Raw genomic sequence first — 16,294 nt, forward strand, 5'->3', positions numbered from 1 at the left:
GCCTTGACCGGCGCGCGCGCGGCCCGCAGTCTGCCCCGGACACCCCAAGGCAGGAGGACCGGATTGGCGAGCGCGCTCTGGCAGGGCAACTGGATCACCCGCACCCGGATCGTCACCGGCCTGGTGCTGTTCACCTATGTCTTCTTTCATTTCATCAATATCGGCCTGGGGCTGCTGTCCCCGGTCTGGATGGAGGAGTTTCAGGACGCCCGCCAGCTGATCACCCGCAGCTTTCCCGGCGGGCTCATCCTCTACGCCTCCCTGATCCTGCACGCCGGTCTGGCGCTGTGGAACCTGGCCCGCCGCCGCAGCCTCAGGATGCGGCCCGGCGAGGCGCTGCAAACCCTGCTGGGCTTTCTGATCCCGCTGCAATTGCTCAGCCATCTGCTCTTCACCCGCTATTCGCATGAAATCCACGGCGTCAACGACGAGATGGCCTATGTGATCGTGCTGATGTGGGCCTCGCCCGAGGCCTGGCAGCAAAGCGCGCTCTTGCTGGCGGTCTGGATCCACGGCTGCATCGGCCTGCACTACTGGCTGCGCCTGACCCGCTGGTGGCGGCAGCTCATCCCTTGGATGGCGGGGCTGGCCGTGTTCATCCCCGGCTTCGCCCTGGCCGGCTTCCTGACCGAGGGCCGCCGCATCCATGCCCTGTTCGTGGAGGGCAGCCAGCGCCCGGCACTGATGGAAGACTTCAACTGGCCCAGCCGCGAGGTTTTTGCCGAGCTGTTCCAGACGGACAACCGCTGGTTCGCCGCATTCCTGATCCTGCTCGGCCTGGCAGCGGCGGCGCATGTTACCAACCGGCTGCTGCGGCGGCGCCGGGCGGTGCGCATCCGCTATGCGTTCGGCCCCGAGATCCGCGCCGAACGCGGCCTGACGCTGCTGGAGATGTCCCAGGCGAACGGCGTCCACCACACCTCGCTCTGCGGCGGCAAGGGGCGCTGCACCACCTGCCGGGTGGTGGTGGAGGAAGGCAGCGAGGCGCTGCCGCCGCCCGCCCCGCCCGAGGCCCGCAGCCTGGCCGCGGTCAAGGCGCCTGCCAATATGCGCCTGGCCTGCCAGATCCGGCCTGAGACGCCGCTTACCGTCACCCGCATGTTCCGCCCCGACGGGCGCAAGGGGCGCGCCCATGCCAGCCAGGGCAGCGAACAGCAGCTCGCCATCCTGTTCCTCGACATGCGCGGCTTCACCGCCCGCACTTCCGGCCAGCTGCCCTATGACGTTGTGTTCCTGCTCAACCGGTTCTTCGACGCCATCGTCCCCGCCATCATCGCGGCAGGCGGCACCGTCGACAAATACCTCGGCGACGGCCTGCTGGCGCTGTTCGAGGCCCCAAGCCCGGCCCGTTCCGCCCAGGCCGCGCTGGACGCCGCCGCCGCCATCGGCACCGCGCTGCAGGACTTCAACGCCCGCCTGGCGGCGGATGGCGAGCCGCAGATCCGAATCGGCATCGGGGTCCACTTGGGTCAGCTGGTGCTGGGCGAGATCGGCAGCGCCGGCCATGCCCCGCGCACCATCATCGGCGGCAGCGTCAACACCGCCAGCCGCCTGGAAGCCAAGACCAAGGAGCTGGGAATCGAATTGCTGGTTTCCGCCCGCGTGCTGCAGGCTGCAGGCTATGCGCCGGACCGGTTTGCCCTGCAGGAGTTCCAGCTCAGGGGCGTCTCCGCGCCGCTGGCCGCTCTGCCGGTGGAACACGCGGCCGCCCTGCCCCGCTTGCTTGGCAAGGAACAGGGTTGAGCATGCCGCCCGCCAGCGGGAACACCTGTTTGCGGCCCCGCAGCTGCCCTGGACGATACCGTCCGCCAGACACGCCTCTGGGGAATATTCTGCCGCACACACGGATGCGCTGCACCAAAACAACTTGGCAAAAAATCGCCAATCCAGCCTAAATTGCGCTTTGCTTCCGGGCCGAACCATGCAATGCGTTCACGCGTGAACACACTTTTAACCCGTTGAGCCTACTGCTGCCCGCCGTGACCGACATTGCGACAATATCCACCCCGGACGAGGAAGACCTGCTCTTCCGCCTCCTGCGCCAGCTCGACACGGCGCCGGATGCGTCGCAGCGTGTGACCGCTGCGGCGCTGGGGATTTCGCTCGGGCGGCTGAACACCCAGCTTCGGCTGGCGGCAGAGGGCGGCCTGATCACCGTCAGCGCCCGCCCCGGCCCCGACAAACGGCAGCGGTTCGCCTATTCGCTCACCACCCGGGGCGCTGCGGAAAAAGTGCGCCTCACCGATCGTTTCCTCGCCCGCAAGCTCGCAGAATACAACGCGCTGCATGCGGAACTCACCGGCTCCGCAAGCGGCCTTCCCCCTCTCAAACACAGGACCCATCCGATGCAAAGCAACCTGGCTCCCATCCCTGAGCTTTATGTCTCCTACGAAAGCGCGCAGAAACTGAAGGTCGAAGCAGCCGACCTGGTCAGCTGGGACCTGACCCCGCGCCAGATCTGCGACCTGGAACTGCTGATGAACGGCGGCTTCAACCCGCTCAAGGGCTTCCTGTCCGAGGCCGACTATGACGGCGTTGTCGAAAACATGCGCCTGGCGGACGGCACCCTGTGGCCGATGCCGATCACCCTGGATGTGTCTGAAGACTTCGCCGCCAAGCTGGAAGCGGGCCAGGACATCGCGCTGCGCGACCAGGAAGGCGTGATCCTCGCCACCATGACCGTCACCGACAACTGGGTGCCGAACAAGGCGCGCGAGGCGGAGAAGGTCTTTGGCGCCGATGACGACGCCCACCCGGCGGTGAACTACCTGCACAACACCGCGGGCAAGGTCTACCTGGGCGGTCCCGTGACCGGCATCCAGCAGCCCGTCCACTATGACTTCCGCGGCCGCCGCGACACCCCGAACGAGCTGCGCGCCTACTTCCGCAAGCTGGGCTGGAACAAGGTCGTTGCCTTCCAGACCCGCAACCCGCTGCACCGCGCCCACCAGGAGCTGACCTTCCGCGCCGCGCGCGAAGCCCAGGCCAACCTGCTAATCCACCCGGTTGTCGGCATGACCAAACCGGGCGACGTCGACCACTTCACCCGTGTGCGCTGCTACGAGGCGGTTCTGGACAAATACCCGGCGGCCACCACCACCATGTCGCTGCTGAACCTGGCAATGCGCATGGCCGGCCCGCGCGAGGCGGTCTGGCACGGCCTGATCCGCAAGAACCACGGCTGCACCCACTTCATTGTCGGCCGCGACCACGCAGGCCCCGGCAAGAACTCCGCAGGCGAAGACTTCTACGGCCCCTATGACGCGCAGGAGCTGTTCCGCGCCTATGAAGAGGAAATCGGCCTGAAAATGGTGGACTTCAAGCACATGGTCTATGTGCAGGAGCGCGCCCAGTACGAGCCGAACGACGAGATCGAAGACCGCGATAACGTCACCATCCTCAACATCTCGGGCACCGAACTGCGCCGCCGCCTGGCCGAGGGCCTGGAAATCCCGGAATGGTTCTCCTTCCCCGAGGTGGTTGCCGAGCTGCGCAAGACCAAGCCGCCGCGCGCCGAGCAGGGCTTCACCGTGTTCTTCACCGGCTTCTCCGGCTCCGGCAAATCCACCATCGCCAACGCTCTGATGGTCAAGCTGATGGAAATGGGCGGCCGCCCCGTGACCCTGTTGGACGGCGACATCGTTCGTAAAAACCTGTCGAGCGAGCTGGGCTTCTCGAAAGAACACCGTGACCTCAACATCCGCCGCATCGGTTACGTGGCCTCCGAGATCACCAAGAACGGCGGCATCGCCATCTGCGCCCCGATCGCGCCCTACGCCACCACCCGCCGCGCCGTGCGCGAGGACATCGAACAGTTCGGCGCCTTTGTCGAAGTGCACGTTGCCACCTCGATCGAGGAATGCGAGCGCCGCGACCGCAAGGGCCTGTATAAACTGGCCCGCGAAGGCAAGATCAAGGAGTTCACCGGCATCTCCGACCCCTACGACGTGCCGCAGAACCCGGAACTGTCGGTCGAGACCGAGAACGTCGACGTCGACAACTGCGCCCACCAGGTGCTGCTCAAGCTGGAAAGCATGGGCCTGATCAAAGCCTGAGCCTGACGGCAGCGAGATATTGGAACGGCCCGCCATCCGGCGGGCCGTTTTCCGTTCAGCGCCCCAAGGCCCCTGAACCGGTGCAGCGCCCCATTCTTTGCCGTGGTCAAAAAGGCAACGGTCCCCCGCTGATGCGCACGGCCCTGCGCCGGAACGCTTTCCGCGTCGGCGGAAATCCGCTAATCCTGTGGCAAATATATAGAATTACAGGCGGATTTCAGGTGCGAGCTGTTTCTCTTTGGATCGGTGAAGAGCTGCCTTTGCTGACACAACTGGCCCTCCTGTCCTGGCAGCGCCACACCTGCGGCGTGGACCTCTACGTTCCCGACCCCGCATGCCCGCCCGTTGGCGTGCCGCCCGGCGTCTGCCTGAAACCGGCCGGGGAGATCCTGCCGCTGGACACGCTGGAGCGCCTGAAACCCCTGATCCGCACCCGCTACAGCCCGCGCCAGGAACGGCTCAGCTACTCCGACATCTTCCGGATCGCCCTTCAGAAACAGGGGCTTGGGTTCTGGCTCGATACCGACGTCATCCTGTTCCAGGATTTCCAGCCGGACCCGGATCAAGCCTGGTTCGCCTTCGACGGCGCTTCAACCGTGGGCTATTCCGCGCTGTACTTTCCGCCGGACGATCCCTTCGTCTGCGATTTCCTCAAGGTGCTGGACCACCCGGATCTCTGGCCGGACTGGCTGGGCTTCAAGCGGCGGGTGGTCAAGCCCGCGCTGCTGCGCGCGCTCGGCCGCAAGTTCCGCGCGACCGACCTCGGCATGACCGTCTATGGCAACGAGGCAATGGTGCGGATCCTCAAGCGGCAGAACCGGTTCGGGGAGGCCAAGCCAATGAAATCAATGTACTACCTGCCCGGTGCCAGCTGCGATTTTTATGACCCGGCGCATACGGCCTCATTGCTGGGGCAGCCCGATATCATCGGCCTGCACGTGCATCAGAAAGGCCCCTCCACCCAGCCGCCCCGCAGCGGCAGCGCGTTTGACCTGACGCTGCGCGAATACGGGCTGGCGGCGGCAGAACCCGCCTGACGCCGCCGCCTGCGCTCACAAGGCCGCTGGCAGGTCCACCGTGCCGCGCATCAGCACAAAACCTTCACCCGCAACGCGCACGCCCTCAATCGCCTCCGCACTGCCAACGCGGACCACCCGCGCCTGGCCGGGGCGGCCCAGGCCGTGACCCTGCTCCGCCGTGAATTCCGTCTTCTCCATCAGGCCGTGATGCCACAGATAAGACGCCATCGCCCCGGTGGCGGACCCGGTGAACGGATCCTCCGGCGGGCTGGGCGGCGCCATCAGCAGGCGCGAGAATGTGTCGCCCGCCTCCGTCGCCCCCTCCAGCGTCACCAGGAACGGCTCCATTATGTCGATGCCATCAGCGCCCAGCGATTGGCCCAAGGCCGCCAGCGCCTCCAGATTCAGCTTTGCTGCCTGCAGCGCCGCCCGGTCGCGCAGCACGGTGACGCAGAACGGCAGCCCGGTGGAGACCTTCTGCGGCTGCCCCACGATCGCCTCAACCGGCAGGCTCACCGCCTCTGCCACCAGCCCGGGATCGGCAAAGGGGCCGAACTCCGGCGCCACTTGCGTCATTTCGATCAGACCGCCGTCCAGCCTGACCGGCACGATCCCCGCCCCGGTTTCCAGCGTGATGCTGTCACCCTCAATCAGCCCGCGGTCCCGCATCGCCGCCACCGTGGCAACGGTCGGGTGGCCGGCAAAGGGGATCTCGCGGCTGGCCAGGAAATAGCGCACCTTCACATCCGCCACCTCCGAGGGGCCGGTGAATGTGCATTCCACCAGCGAGGTCTCCCGCACGTAAGCCGTGCAGACCGCCTCCGGCAGATCCGCGCCGCCATGCACCACTGCACAGCCGTTGCCGCCGAAAGCATGGGCAGAAAACGCATCCACCCAGTCGAAGTCATAGCGTGCCATTGCCGCCCCCCGGTTTCAGAAAATCAAAAAGGCGGGCCCCTGCCCGCCTTTCGCATCTTGAAAGCCTGTCACCGGAAGTCAATCCGCTGGCCTTACACTTGGACGCCCGCTGGACTTAGTGCACGGGCACCGGCGTCATGTCGTTCTGACGCGCCAGCACAAAGGCCAGGCTGCGGTCCGCCACCAGCGCCAGCTGGCCGCCCTCGGCATCGTGCACCGCATAAAGCTGCTCGCGGCCGCCCGCGTTCTGCTGCACGTCCGCGGGAAGATCTGCCACCGCGACCGCCTTCACATAGACGGTCCGGTCAGCGCCTTGTTTGAAGTCAAACGGTGTATGCATAGCTCTTACCCCTTCTTGATGTTGATCGTCTGGACAACGGTTTCCGGCCGCGAGCGGGTCAGATCCACATGCAGCAGCCCGTTTTCCATCACCGCCTCGCCCACTTCGACGCCATCGGCCAGCACGAACATGCGCTGGAACTGGCGCGCCGCGATGCCGCGGTGCAGGAATACCCGCCCTTCGCTGTCGTCGCGCTGGCGGCCGCGGATCACCAGCTGCCGGTCCTCGACGGTGATCGCGAGGTCCTCCTCGGCGAAACCGGCCACGGCCAGGGTGATGCGGTAGGAAAAATCGGAAGTCTGTTCGATATTATACGGCGGATAGCCCTCGTTGCCCGATTTTGCCGAGCGTTCGAGGAGGCGTTCCAGCTGCTCGAACCCCAGCATATGCGGGTAGGAGCCCAAGGTAAGTTTCGACACTTTAATCGTCCTTTATGCCAAAGCGACGGATGCTTACGGCCCCTCACACGGCAGCCGCCTGCGAAAGAATATGGGAAGTTCCTGCTGGTTTCACAAGAGCATGTGCTCATAGGTCTAGCGGAAAAGCCGTTAACGAAGTATCTTCAGCCTCACTTCATTCATCAGCTTTGCAGAGTCGCCCATGAATGCACCCACAGATGTGTCGATGAAGACGGATGAGGTCCTCAAGGTTGAGCTGGAGGTTTTCCGCAGGCAGCACCGCGATCTGGACGAAGCGATTTCCGCGCTGGAAGAGCGCGGCACCGCCGACCAGCTGACCATCCGCCGTCTGAAGAAACAAAAGCTCATCCTCAAGGACAAGATCGCCTTGATCGAAGACCGGCTGACCCCGGACATTATCGCCTGACGCCGCGCCGGCCGGACCGGCCGCGCACAGTGCCTGTTGCCCGGAGCCGAAGCCGCCCGGGATCCCGCTGCAGAACGCAGCATTTTTTCCAAAAGCCAAGCTCTCCCGCCCCCTGGCGGTGCAGCCGGGCTGCCCAGCCTGGCGTTGGGCACGGCAGCGCGCCTGTAGGCGCGCTGCGGTCCCGCCCGCCTGCCCCGCTGCCGGCTGGCATTCCGGCCCGGATTATCCGCCTTAACGGATGGTCAAACAGCCATGAACCCGCTAGGAGCAGCCCGATTGTCTCCGGCGGTTTCACCGCGAAGCCTTCGGAAACAAGCCTCTGAACAAAAAACGAGCGAGACAATGACCGCTGCGAGGGAACAGATCCCGGCGCCTGAGACGCAGGCTGCTGATTACAACTTCACACCGAAACAGGCGCTGATCGGCGCCCAGATGCTGTTTGTCGCCTTTGGCGCGCTGGTGCTGGTGCCGCTGCTGACCGGCCTCGACCCCAGCGTGGCGCTGTTCACTGCGGGGCTTGGCACGCTGATCTTCCAGATCGTGACCCGCGGCCAGGTGCCGGTGTTCCTGGCTTCGTCTTTCGCCTTCATCGCGCCGATCATCTACAGCGTGCAGACCTGGGGCATGGCCGCCACCACCGGCGGCCTCGCTGCGGCGGGCCTGCTTTATGTGGCGCTCAGCTTCGCCATCCGCGCCTTTGGCTCCGGCTTCCTGCACCGGCTGCTGCCGCCGGTGGTGGTCGGCCCCGTGATCATGGTGATCGGCCTGTCGCTGGCGCCGGTTGCGGTCAACATGGCCACCGGCCTGGCAGGCGACACCCAGGTTATGCCGCGCAACACCGCGCTGCTGCTCGCCGCCATCTCGCTCGGCACCACGATGCTGACCGCCATCCTCGGCCGCGGCATCATGCGCATAGTGCCGATCCTGGCCGGTGTCGCCGCAGGCTACATCGCCGCCCTGATCCTCGGCGCTGTGACCGGCGAAACCCTGGTCAGCACCGCCGCCGTCGCGGACGCCCCCTGGTTCAAGGTCCCCAGCTTTGTCGCGCCCGAATTCAACCTCGCCGCCATCCTGTTCATCCTGCCGGTCGCCATCGCCCCCGCGATTGAGCATTTCGGCGACATCCTGGCGATCTCCAACGTGACCAAGCGCGACTACATGGAGAAGCCCGGTATCCAGAACACCATGCTGGGCGACGGCCTTGCCACCGCCGCCGCGGGCCTGTTGGGCGGCCCGCCCAACACCACCTACTCCGAGGTGACCGGCGCCGTGACCCTCACCCGCGCCTTCAACCCGGCGATCATGACCTGGGCGGCGCTGTTCGCGATCGCGCTGTCCTTTGTCGGCAAGCTCTCGGGCGCTCTGTCCACCATCCCTATGCCGGTGATGGGCGGTATCATGATCCTGCTCTTCGGCATGGTCACCGTGGTCGGCCTGTCGGTTCTGGCCAAACTGGGCGAGGCGCTGACCGAGGCCCGCAACATGGTGATCATCTCCACCGTTCTGATCATCGGCCTCGGCGGCCTGACACTGCAATTCGGCGAAGGCTTCACCCTGGCAGGCATCGGCCTCTCCGGCGTTGCGGGCCTGCTGCTGAACCTGATCCTGCCGAAACAGCGGGACTGATCCTACGCTGCGCCCGCCTAATCCGGCGGGCGCAGCCCTCCGCGGCCTCGCCGCCCGGCGGCGATGGCCGCAAAGCCGCGGCCCAACCTGTGGCCCCTCCCCGGAAATGACGATAAAACCGTTGCGTGCACTCAATTGTCGGGTGCGTGTCAGGGTCCTGTCGTGGCCAAATTTCCCGGCCCGGTTAGACCGTCCGCATGTGAACAGCAGGATTGCTCAAAGTGATTGTCAGAAAGCTACGCCTCGAAAATGGCTTGTCGCAAGAGCAGCTCGCCGGCATGGCCGGGATCAGCACCCGCACGCTGCAGCGGATCGAACGCGGCGCCAAGGCAAGCCCGGAAACCCTGAAATGCATTGCCGCTGTTCTGGAAACGGAATTCTCCAGCCTTCGAAGGGAACAGGACATGCAGACCACCCCAGCAGCAGCCGCGCCGGAACCGAGTGAAGAGGAACAGGACGCCATGCGGTATGCGCGCGACATCCGGGCCTTCTACACTCATGCCATCCAATACGCCGTGGTAATAGCCGCGCTGCTGATCCTGAATCTGCTGACCAGCCCCGGGCACTTCTGGGTTATCTGGCCCGCTCTCGGCTGGGGCATCGGCCTCGCGATACACGGGTTCAGCGTCTTCGAAGTGATCGGCCTATTTGGCCAGGATTGGGAAGACCGCCAAATCGCACGGCGCCTGAAGTCCCGCCGCAACCGGGGATAGCGCCCGGCCAGCCCTTCTGCCGGCCATAAGAGGCGCCCGCGCCGCGCTCCCGCGCGGCGCCACGCCCAACCGCGGGGGCGGTGCAGCTCCGCTGCATCCCCGCGCGGGCGGGAGCCCCCCCTGCGGCATAGCGCCAGCCCCCGGAAAACAGGGCAAATCCACCCGCATTCCCATCCAACCCGCATTGCGTAAAACCCAGGTTTCCCTATAGTGCGCGCTCCACAAGCCGCGACAGGAGCCACCAGCCATGGCCGACATCAAAGTGGGCATCATCATGGGCAGCCAATCCGACTGGCCCACCATGAAAGAAGCCGCCAATATCCTCGATGAACTGGGCGTTGAATACGAGGCCAAGATCGTCTCTGCGCACCGCACCCCGGACCGGCTGTGGAGCTACGGAAAATCCGCAGCGGACCGCGGCCTGCAGGTGATCATTGCAGGCGCCGGCGGTGCGGCCCACCTGCCCGGCATGGTGGCCTCCAAGACCCGCGTGCCGGTGGTCGGCGTGCCGGTCCAGACCCGCGCCCTCTCCGGTGTCGACTCGCTTTATTCCATCGTCCAAATGCCCAAGGGCTTCCCCGTCGCCACCATGGCGATCGGCGCCGCCGGCGCCGCCAACGCGGGCCTGATGGCCGCGGGCATCCTGGCGCTGCAGGACGCGGACCTCGCCCAGCGCCTCGACGATTGGCGCGACGCCCTCTCCGCCTCCATCCCCGAGGAACCCTCCGATGACTGACGTGCTCGCACCCGGTTCCACCATCGGCATCCTCGGCGGCGGCCAGCTCGGCCGGATGCTCTCGGTTGCGGCCTCCCGCCTCGGCTTCAAGACCCATATCTTTGAACCGGGCGCCAACCCGCCCGCAGGCCATGTCGCCGACCGTGTGACCACCGCGGGCTACGAGGACGCAGAGGCGCTCGCCGCCTTTGCAGCCTCCGTCGACGTCATCACCTATGAGTTCGAGAACATCCCGACCTCCGCGCTGGATCTCCTGGAATCGCAAAAACCGATCCGCCCGGGCCGCGAGGCGCTGCGGATCAGCCAGGACCGGCTGACGGAAAAGACCTTCCTGCAGGACCTCGGCCTGCAAACAGCCCCCTTCGCCGACATCACTGACCAGGCCAGCCTCGACGCCGCCCTGGCAGAGATCGGCGCGCCGTCGATCCTGAAAACCCGCCGCTTCGGTTATGACGGCAAGGGCCAGGCCCGCATCAAGGCGGCTGAGGACGCCGGCGAAGCGCTCGCCGCCATGGCCGGCGCGCCCTCGATCCTCGAAGGCTTCGTCAATTTCACCCACGAGGTCTCGGTGATCGCGGCCCGCGGCACGACGGGTGAGATCGCCTGTTTCGACCCAGGCGAGAACGTTCACCGCGACGGCATCCTGCACACCACCACCGTGCCCGCCAAGCTGACCACCGGACAGCGCATGGACGCGGTGCTGATGGCCGGCAAGATCCTGAACGCGCTGGAATATGTCGGCGTCCTCGGCGTCGAACTCTTCGTCACGCCGCAGGGCCTGATCGTCAACGAGATCGCCCCGCGCGTCCACAACTCCGGCCACTGGACCCAGAACGGCTGCACCGTCGACCAGTTCGAACAGCACATCCGCGCGGTGGCCGGCTGGCCGCTCGGCGACGGCCAGCGCCACTCCGACGTGGTGATGGAAAACCTGATCGGCGACGACGTGGAGCGCTTGCCCGAACTGGCCAAGGAAGCCGATTGCGCCATCCACCTTTATGGCAAGGCGGAAGCCAAGCCGGGCCGCAAGATGGGCCATGTGAACCGGGTGCAGAAGCCGCAAGGCTGACGGGTTGGGGTTCTAGCCCCAATCCCTTCCCAACTTGGGGCTCTGCCCCAAACCCCGGGATATTTTCAGCCAGATGAAGCAGGCGGCCGGTAATAGAAACGCCTGTGAAAGCGGCCCCGCCGGTTTCACGCGCCGCAAAGAGGGCCATCCGGCCTGATGCGCGGCGCTCCCCCCCCTCAGGCTATGAAACGGCCCGCAACCTCCCCCGACATATAGCTGACCCGCCCGCCGGCAATCGTCGCGGCGACCCGCTGGGTCTGCTTGTCCAGCACCAGAATGTCGGCGCGCTTGCCGGTCTCCAATGTCCCGCGGTCGGTCAGCCCCAACAGCTGCGCAGGCCCGTGTGAGACCAGCCGCCAGGCTCTCTCCAGATCCAGCAGGCCCGAGCGTTCCAGCATCAAGGCCGCGCGGCGCGGACTGGGATAGTGGTAGTCAGAGGCCAGCGCATCGCACAGCCCCATGGCGATCAGCTCCACAGCCGAGGCATTGCCCTTGTGCGAGCCGCCCCGCACCACGTTGGGCGAACCCAGGATCACCGGATCCCCCGCGCACCGTGCGGCCTCTGCCGCCTCAAGTGTCTCGGGAAACTCGGCAATCCGCGCCCCGCGCGCGCGCCAGACGGCACGGTCCTCAGCGGTCTGGTCGTCATGGCTGCCAAGGCGCACATCCAGCGCCGCCAGTTCGCGGCACAGCGCATCCAGCCTGCCCGGCACCTCATCCCGGCGCGCGTGCATGTCCTTCAGCATCTGCCAGTGCACTTCCGGATTTCGCCCCGCCTTCAGCGCCTGACCGGTCAGCCGCGGCGGCTTCTTGCCTTGCGCCAGCCGCTCATGCGGCAGGTGGTCGTTGAACACCACATAGGGCACCTGCCATTCGGCCACCTTTGCCGCGAGACCGGCGCAGTCCTCCAGCATGTGGATCTCGAACCGCAGCTGCGGCAGCAGATCGGTCACGAGCGACCCGCGCACCGCTTTGATGCCCTCGAACACCTGCGCCGCAAACTCCGGCCCGCGCAGGCCGCCTTCCCAGGAGTAGAACTGCGCCAGCACCGCAGTGGTGATGCCGTTGGCGGCCAGCTCCGCCTCGGCGGCCACCACGCCCTCGGCCATCTGCTTCATTGCCCCGCGGCGTGGTGCCAGATGGCGCTCGAACCCGTCGCCATGCGCGTCCACGATCCCCGGCAGCACCAGATAGCCGGACAAATCCACGGCTCGCCCGGCGGGCGCATCCGCCACCAGCCCGCCCGCGATCGCAATCTCACCGCCGCGCTGCAGCCCGCCGGGGCGCAGCACATCACCGCCCTGCAGCGTCAGTTCCAACGTCATTCTTCCGCCTCTTCACAGCCGCCGTTCAGCTGGCAGGCCTCGCTGATAATCTCTTCCACCGCCGCCAGCCAGGTGAGCGAAGGCTCAAACCGCCCTTCCTCCAGGAAATGCAGCGTCTGCGCCATCACCTGCGGGTTGTTCATCATGTAGGTATGGGTCACCGGCAGGGTCAGATGCGCGGCCATTCCGTCAACCTTGGTGCTCTCGACCGAAACCTTGCCGTCATCCGCCCCCGGGATCAGCGAGGAAAACACCGGGTTCAGCGTCTCATTCCCGGCAATCACCCCCAGCTCGAAAGCCACCGGCGGCAGGCGCCTGGGCAGGCTCTCCGCCCCGGTGCCCAGCTGCAGGCCGGCGGGGCCGTTCAACAGACCGAACACCTCCCAGTCCCCCAGCTCATCCACCAGCTCGCTGCCCTGGTTGGGCGGCCCCATCATCACCACCCGGCCCAGGTTTGCAGGACTGTTGCCCTGCAGCCAGTAGCGCAGCAGGATACCCCCCATCGAGTGGCTGACCACATGGGTTTGCTGCGCACCGCAGGCTGCAAAAGCCTCCGGCAGGGTTTCCTCTGCCAGCACCTGAATGGTCTCCTCTGTCGAGGCATAGCCGGGCCGCACCACATCATACCCGCGCGACTGCAGCACCTCCTCCATCACCGCAAAAGACGTCTCGGAGCGCGCCAGCCCATGCAGCAGGATCACGCAGTCGGCCGCCGCAGGCAGCGGCAGCAGCGCCGCAGCCGCGGCAAGCAAAGGTTTGGTAAACTCACGCATGACGCCCAGATAAGCGCAAGCGGCGGCACAGGGAAGACCTTGCGGCTACTTGGCGGCCTGTTCGGCTGCCCGCGCCTTGCGCGCGGGCGCCCGCCGCACCACCAGCGCGATGCCGCCCAGCACCGCAACGGAGCCGAAAACCAGCCGCAGGCCAATTGCTTCCCCCAACAGAACGGCCCCTGCAACAATTGCAATCACCGGCACGCTCAGCTGCACCGTTGCGGCCACCGCAGGCAGGATCTGCGGCAGCAGCCGGTACCACAGCGCATAGCCCATGCCAGAGGTCACCGCCCCCGACACAACCGCCAGCACCGCGCCGTAAAGGCTGACGGTGCTGCCGCCCAGCCACAGGGCAACGGGCAGAAACATCGCCGTGGACCACAGGAAATTCACCGCCGTTGCTGCCAGCGGCTGCACCGCCCCGCGGCCCAGGATGCTGTAGATCCCCCAGCCCAGCCCCGCCGCCGCCATCAGCAGCGACGCGCCAAGGGGCGCCGTGCCGGAGCCATCGGGCCAGACCACATAAGCCAGCCCCAGAAAGGCCAGAACCGCGCCCGCCACCTGGCCGCCGCTGACCGGATTGCCCCGCAGTGCGCCCCACAGGAACATAGACACCTGCACCACCCCGAACAGCACCAGCGCGCCAAGGCCCGCATCAAGCTGCTGATAGGCAAGCGAAAACCCGGCCATATAAAGCGTCAGCGCCGCCCCGCCCCCCAGGCTCGCCCGCAGGTCCTGCCGCACCGCCTGCCCCTGCGCCAGGCACAGAACGACCAGCATCGCCGCGCCGGAGGCCAGCCGCAGCAGACCAAAGCTGCCAGCATCCATATACCCGCCCCCGATGGCCAGCCGGCTGAGGATGGAGTTCGCGGCAAAGGCAATCATGGTCAGGGAGACGAGAAGAAACAGGCGCATTTTCAAGGGGTAGCGCGCGGGAAACCGCAGGACCAGAGGTTTCTTACTGCCAATGGGCAGCAACGGGGCCGGAAATGCCTCGTCATCCGCCGGGCAAGCGTTCGCGTGCCGCGTTCTCAACCGGGAAATCCGGCCCCTGCAGCGTGCGCCCTCCCGCATTCACCTTTGCCCAAATACTCCCGCCGGAGGCAGGCCCGCACCGCGGGCCTTCTGCACCCTCCGAAACGGAAAGGGGCCGCCCGAAGGCAGCCCCGAAGTCATCCGGATGGATGGCTGATGCTTACATCATGCCGCCCATGCCGCCCATGCCGCCCATGTCGGGCATGCCGCCGGCTGCCGCGCCTTCCTTGGCGGGCTTGTCGGCAACCATGGCTTCGGTGGTGATCAGCAGGCCAGCAACCGAGGACGCGTCTTCCAGCGCGGTGCGGGTCACTTTGGCCGGGTCGATCACGCCGAAGGAGAACATGTCGCCATATTCACCGGTCTGCGCGTTGTAGCCGAATGCGCTGTCCGCGGATTCGCGGATCTTGCCTGCAACCACGGCACCGTCAACGCCTGCGTTCTCGGCGATCTGGCGCAGCGGCGCTTCGATGGCCTTGCGGACGATGTTGATGCCTGCGTTCTGGTCGGCGTTGGCGCCTTCCAGGCCTTCCAGGCCTTTGCCGGCCTGCACCAGGGCAACACCGCCGCCGACGATCACGCCTTCCTGCACGGCTGCGCGGGTCGCGTTCAGAGCGTCGTCCACACGGTCCTTGCGCTCTTTCACTTCCACTTCGGTCATGCCGCCGACGCGGATCACGGCAACACCGCCTGCCAGTTTGGCAACGCGTTCCTGCAGCTTCTCGCGGTCGTAGTCAGAGGTGGTTTCCTCGATCTGGGTGCGGATCTGGGCAACACGTGCTTCGATCTCGGCCTTCTCGCCAGCGCCGTCGACGATGGTGGTTTCGTCTTTGGTGATGGTGACTTTCTTGGCGGTGCCCAGCATGTCCATGGTCACGGACTCGAGCTTCATGCCCAGATCTTCGGAGATCACCTGGCCGCCGGTCAGGATCGCGATGTCCTGCAGCATGGCCTTGCGGCGGTCGCCGAAGCCCGGTGCCTTGACGGCTGCGATTTTCAGGCCGCCGCGCAGCTTGTTGACAACCAGGGTTGCCAGCGCTTCGCCTTCGACGTCCTCAGCGATGATCAGCAGCGGCTTCTGCGACTGGATCACCTGCTCCAGCAGCGGAACCATCGGCTGCAGCGAAGACAGTTTCTTCTCGTGCAGCAGGATCATGCAGTCTTCCAGATCCGCGACCATCTTGTCGGGGTTGGTGACGAAGTAGGGCGACAGGTAGCCGCGGTCGAACTGCATGCCCTCGACCACGTCGGTCTCGGTTTCCATGCCTTTGTTCTCTTCTACGGTGATGACGCCTTCGTTGCCGACTTTCTGCATCGCGTCAGCGATCTGGCGGCCGATTTCAGCTTCGCCGTTGGCGGAGATGGTGCCAACCTGCGCAACTTCGTCGGAGTCTTTCACTTCGCGGGCCATGTCCTTGATGCCCTGCACGACTTTGGCGGTTGCCAGGTCGATGCCGCGCTTCAGGTCCATCGGGTTCAGGCCGGCTGCAACCTGCTTCAGGCCTTCTTTGACGATCGCCTGGGCCAGAACGGTTGCGGTGGTGGTGCCGTCGCCGGCTTCATCGTTGGTGCGGGAAGCAACTTCCTTCACCATCTGGGCGCCCATGTTCTCGAACTTGTCTTCCAGTTCGATTTCCTTCGCCACGGACACACCGTCCTTGGTGATGCGCGGTGCGCCGAAGGATTTGTCCAGAACCACGTTGCGGCCTTTCGGGCCCAGGGTCACTTTCACGGCGTCGGCCAGAATGTTGACGCCTTTCAGCATGCGGTTGCGGGCATCGGTGTCGAATTTGACGTCCTTAGCAGCCATTTTTCACTCTCCTAGAGAAATTCTGTGGGTTTCAGCGATCAGGGATCAGA

15 protein-coding genes are annotated in these 16,294 nt (G+C 65.8%); 8 read left to right on the top strand and 7 right to left on the bottom strand.

The window, feature by feature from the left end; translation table 11 throughout:
* The first annotated feature begins 63 nt into the window (after positions 1-63).
* From AC4HIX_RS05320 to AC4HIX_RS05330, 3 genes are all read left to right on the top strand, one after another.
* Complete coding sequence (locus AC4HIX_RS05320; RefSeq protein ID WP_490398179.1) at positions 64-1,743, top strand: adenylate/guanylate cyclase domain-containing protein; 1,680 nt, start codon at positions 64-66, stop codon at positions 1,741-1,743.
* A gap of 236 nt (positions 1,744-1,979) precedes the next feature.
* Positions 1,980-4,055, top strand: a complete 2,076-nt coding sequence (locus AC4HIX_RS05325; protein ID WP_490398180.1) for a bifunctional sulfate adenylyltransferase/adenylylsulfate kinase — start codon at positions 1,980-1,982, stop codon at positions 4,053-4,055.
* 260 nt (positions 4,056-4,315) lie between these two features.
* Entirely contained in the window at positions 4,316-5,092 is a 777-nt protein-coding gene (locus tag AC4HIX_RS05330; RefSeq protein ID WP_490398181.1) for a hypothetical protein, read from the top strand.
* A 15-nt stretch (positions 5,093-5,107) separates the two neighbouring features.
* Here the strand turns inward: AC4HIX_RS05330 and AC4HIX_RS05335 are convergent, their stop codons facing one another.
* From AC4HIX_RS05335 to AC4HIX_RS05345, 3 genes are all read right to left on the bottom strand, one after another.
* Complete coding sequence (locus AC4HIX_RS05335; protein ID WP_490398182.1) at positions 5,108-5,992, bottom strand: PhzF family phenazine biosynthesis protein; 885 nt, start codon at positions 5,990-5,992, stop codon at positions 5,108-5,110.
* A gap of 115 nt (positions 5,993-6,107) precedes the next feature.
* The gene (locus tag AC4HIX_RS05340; protein WP_475050655.1) at positions 6,108-6,332 is read right to left on the bottom strand and encodes a DUF1150 family protein; all 225 of its coding nucleotides are present in this window, start codon (positions 6,330-6,332) and stop codon (positions 6,108-6,110) included.
* Positions 6,333-6,337: 5 nt separating this feature from the next.
* Positions 6,338-6,751 carry an Hsp20 family protein gene (locus AC4HIX_RS05345; RefSeq protein WP_027244437.1) on the bottom strand — a complete coding sequence of 138 codons (414 nt, stop codon included), beginning with the start codon at positions 6,749-6,751 and terminating at the stop codon, positions 6,338-6,340.
* A gap of 181 nt (positions 6,752-6,932) precedes the next feature.
* Between AC4HIX_RS05345 and AC4HIX_RS05350 the strand changes: the two genes are divergently transcribed.
* The 5 genes from AC4HIX_RS05350 (at position 6,933) to AC4HIX_RS05370 (ending at position 11,301) form a co-directional block, all read left to right on the top strand.
* A complete protein-coding gene (locus AC4HIX_RS05350; RefSeq protein WP_174148795.1) occupies positions 6,933-7,157 on the top strand; it encodes a YdcH family protein in 225 nt (74 codons plus the stop codon).
* A gap of 342 nt (positions 7,158-7,499) precedes the next feature.
* Positions 7,500-8,783 (top strand): uracil-xanthine permease family protein, encoded by a 1,284-nt coding sequence (locus AC4HIX_RS05355; RefSeq protein WP_490398183.1) that lies wholly within the window; start codon positions 7,500-7,502, stop codon positions 8,781-8,783.
* Between the two features lie 221 nt (positions 8,784-9,004).
* Positions 9,005-9,496 (top strand): 2TM domain-containing protein, encoded by a 492-nt coding sequence (locus AC4HIX_RS05360; RefSeq protein ID WP_490398184.1) that lies wholly within the window; start codon positions 9,005-9,007, stop codon positions 9,494-9,496.
* Between the two features lie 247 nt (positions 9,497-9,743).
* Positions 9,744-10,232 carry a 5-(carboxyamino)imidazole ribonucleotide mutase gene (gene purE, locus AC4HIX_RS05365; RefSeq protein WP_475050649.1) on the top strand — a complete coding sequence of 163 codons (489 nt, stop codon included), beginning with the start codon at positions 9,744-9,746 and terminating at the stop codon, positions 10,230-10,232.
* The gene (locus tag AC4HIX_RS05370) at positions 10,225-11,301 is read left to right on the top strand and encodes a 5-(carboxyamino)imidazole ribonucleotide synthase (RefSeq protein WP_490398185.1); all 1,077 of its coding nucleotides are present in this window, start codon (positions 10,225-10,227) and stop codon (positions 11,299-11,301) included. Before purE ends, AC4HIX_RS05370 begins: the two co-directional genes overlap by 8 nt.
* Positions 11,302-11,477: 176 nt before the next feature.
* Here the strand turns inward: AC4HIX_RS05370 and AC4HIX_RS05375 are convergent, their stop codons facing one another.
* From AC4HIX_RS05375 to groL, 4 genes are all read right to left on the bottom strand, one after another.
* Entirely contained in the window at positions 11,478-12,626 is a 1,149-nt protein-coding gene (locus tag AC4HIX_RS05375; RefSeq protein ID WP_490398186.1) for an alpha-D-ribose 1-methylphosphonate 5-triphosphate diphosphatase, read from the bottom strand.
* The gene (locus tag AC4HIX_RS05380; protein ID WP_490398187.1) at positions 12,623-13,399 is read right to left on the bottom strand and encodes an alpha/beta fold hydrolase; all 777 of its coding nucleotides are present in this window, start codon (positions 13,397-13,399) and stop codon (positions 12,623-12,625) included. Before AC4HIX_RS05380 ends, AC4HIX_RS05375 begins: the two co-directional genes overlap by 4 nt.
* A 45-nt stretch (positions 13,400-13,444) precedes the next feature.
* Entirely contained in the window at positions 13,445-14,314 is an 870-nt protein-coding gene (locus tag AC4HIX_RS05385; protein WP_490398188.1) for a DMT family transporter, read from the bottom strand.
* A 280-nt stretch (positions 14,315-14,594) separates the two neighbouring features.
* Positions 14,595-16,244 (bottom strand): chaperonin GroEL, encoded by a 1,650-nt coding sequence (groL, locus tag AC4HIX_RS05390; protein WP_490398189.1) that lies wholly within the window; start codon positions 16,242-16,244, stop codon positions 14,595-14,597.
* Positions 16,245-16,294 lie beyond the last annotated feature (50 nt).

The organism is Leisingera sp., assembly GCF_982940295.1.